The organism is Bartonella queenslandensis AUST/NH15, from assembly GCF_000312585.1.
GTDB lineage: Bacteria > Pseudomonadota > Alphaproteobacteria > Rhizobiales > Rhizobiaceae > Bartonella > Bartonella queenslandensis_A.
In genome coordinates, this window is record NZ_HE998007.1 from 46,788 (window position 1) to 49,505 (window position 2,718).

At 35.6% G+C, this 2,718-nt stretch carries 4 protein-coding genes; 2 read left to right on the top strand and 2 right to left on the bottom strand.

From position 1 onward, the window contains the following. The first annotated feature begins 202 nt into the window (after positions 1–202). Both rplM and rpsI read left to right on the top strand, forming a co-directional pair. Positions 203–667, top strand: a complete 465-nt coding sequence (rplM, locus tag BN338_RS07065; RefSeq protein ID WP_039760441.1) for a 50S ribosomal protein L13 — start codon at positions 203–205, stop codon at positions 665–667. Positions 668–669: 2 nt separating this feature from the next. Continuing rightward, positions 670–1,155 carry a 30S ribosomal protein S9 gene (gene rpsI / locus BN338_RS07070; RefSeq protein ID WP_039760444.1) on the top strand — a complete coding sequence of 162 codons (486 nt, stop codon included), beginning with the start codon at positions 670–672 and terminating at the stop codon, positions 1,153–1,155. Between the two features lie 315 nt (positions 1,156–1,470). Here rpsI and BN338_RS07075 read toward each other — a convergent pair whose 3' ends face one another. Beyond that, positions 1,471–1,836 (bottom strand): response regulator, encoded by a 366-nt coding sequence (locus tag BN338_RS07075; protein ID WP_039760447.1) that lies wholly within the window; start codon positions 1,834–1,836, stop codon positions 1,471–1,473. Between the two features lie 536 nt (positions 1,837–2,372). Then, the coding region (locus BN338_RS07080) for a hypothetical protein (RefSeq protein WP_083868445.1) at positions 2,373–2,718 on the bottom strand (346 nt) is incomplete at its 5' end.

Consider the following 2,718-nt stretch of genomic DNA (forward strand, 5'->3'; position numbering starts at 1 on the left):
AAACTTATTTTGATAAGGTATTATAATACCTCACGAATAAGGTACTGTTTTATAAAGTTTTTATTTTCTCTTGACGTCAATCAAAAGACATTATATCAGAGCAATCAATACGCGTTAAATATTTCGCTGTGCTAACAATTTTCAACGCAAACAATGAAAATGCCCTCATGCTACAGGGGCTTTAATTTAAAGGATACTTCTTATGGCAACTTTTTCACAAAAGCCAACTGAAGTGGTGAAAAAATGGGTTATTATTGACGCAGAAAACCTCGTTTTAGGGCGTCTTGCCACATTTGTCGCAAACCGCTTACGTGGCAAACATAAAGCTACATTTACGCCACATGTTGATGATGGTGACAATGTTATTGTCATCAATGCCGATAAAATAGCTCTCACCGGCAAAAAATATACGGATAAGAAATATTATTGGCACACCGGCTATATTGGTGGAATCAAAGAACGTACAGCACGTCAGCTTCTTGAAGGACGTTTTCCCGAACGTGTTGTTGAAAAAGCTGTAGAACGCATGATTCCGCGTGGCCCTCTTGGTCGCCGTCAATTGAAGAATCTCCGTGTTTATGCTGGAAGCCAACATCCACATGAAGCACAACAGCCTGAATCTCTTGACGTTGGCGCTTTAAACCGCAAAAACAAAAGGATTGCTTGATTATGGCTGAAATTAATTCTCTTTCTGAACTTAGCATAGCAACAAATATTACAGAGCCCCATGAAAATGTTGTTCCTGTCCACGTGCAAAAGCTTGATTCTCAAGGGCGTGCCTATGCAACAGGAAAACGAAAAGATGCTGTTGCTCGCGTGTGGATTAAACCGGGCTCTGGAAAAATTATCATTAACAACAAGGAATTTGATAAATATTTCGCGCGTCCTGTTCTTAGAATGATTCTTCGTCAACCAATTGTTGCAACAAATAGAGATACCCAATTTGATATTATTGCAACCGTTGCAGGCGGTGGTCTTTCTGGACAAGCTGGTGCAGTACGCCATGGCATTTCCAAAGCCTTAACCTATTACGAACCGGAACTTCGCCCAATTTTGAAAAAAGGTGGTTTTCTTACCCGTGATAGCCGTGTTGTTGAACGTAAAAAATACGGTAAAGCAAAAGCGCGTCGTTCTTTCCAATTTTCAAAACGTTAATTTCAATTTTTGTGGAATATATAGAGCCCCGTTTTTATCGGGGCTTTTTTCATCCTACTAACACAGACTTTTAGATGAATATAGGAATAAATCTATACCGATTAGAAAAAACAAGAATGCAAAACAACCGCTTCTCTTAAGACAAAAGACAAGAAAATAGACCGAAAAAATTCAAAACTTCAGTTTCAATTTTAAAAATCTGTTTTTACTAACTTGTAATATATTCACATGCTAAAGCACAAAAATATTTGCACGATAACTTTAGCAATCTTATAAGCTTTTCAGTGTCTTTCTCTATCATCACTTAACAAAGATTCAGTCCACAAAATGTTTTACCATTGTGATAAAATGAGGAACAGAAATAGGTTTTGACATATATTCTTCACATCCACTTGCACGGATTCGTTCCTCATCTCCCTTCATAGCAAAGGCTGTTACAGCAACAACGGGGATTGATCGAAGTTCTTTATCTTCTTTTAATTGTTTAATAACATCTATTCCAGAGACTTCTGGCAACTGGATATCCACAAGAATAAGAGATGGCATCGATGAACGCGCCAAATCTAATGCCATAAGACCATTACGTGTTTCAACGGTTTCATAGCCACTCGCTTCTACAAGATCACGAAATAGCTTCATATTAAGCTCATTATCTTCCACGATCATGACTTTTTTTGACATTCGTATAACTCCACCCTTCTTAGATAAAATAGAGAAATAGAAATGAATCCACCTTCTCTTTGCCTAAGATAAAATGATAAAAAAAATTGTAAACCACAAAGAGATTAAAAGCTCTCAATAAAAGCATTTTTTTCAAATAGTTGTAAAATGCATCTCTATGCTTTTTCAATTCATAAGAACGAAATCCACAATAATCATAAGATCGTGTTACCCTATATTTTTGAGTTGATATGCAAAGTTTATAGCTACCTCAATTAATACATACGCGTTTTCATCATAGAAAAAATATCAACCACAAACTTAGCTCAAATACGCATTGTGAAAAGGAAAAAATTTAAATAACTTTTAAAAGCAGCTGATTAGTTAAATTTAATGCGCTAAATACTGTCATCCCCCCAACAATATCTTATATGATATAAAAGGATAAATTTATCAATATCATTAAAAATAACTAAACCGTGATGTTTAATCACGGTTTAGTTAATATAAAACATTCAATAACAGAATAATTTAAAATTCATCAAATAAAATATCTTTTAATTAAGAGCCCATGCACTATGAGTAACAGCATCGAACGTTCTTCCACCTGTCGCTCTTTTAGGACTTGGCGGTTTCCTAGAAAAGAAATATACAAGATATGCGATTAAACCGAAAATCGCTGCCTCCATCCCCATTAAAGCGGCAACCTTTTGGACATTTTTCTCAGCGCTTTGTCCTCCAAGTTGGTTAATAATCATATTAACAGCTTTAGTAACTCCATTTTCTTGTGTCATCACAGAAACGAAACCAGTATTTTGCAATCTACCATTTAAAGAATCGGCATTGGCTCCTAAAACCTGTGAAAAGAAAATAGCTATTGCAACGACATACAATATACAATGC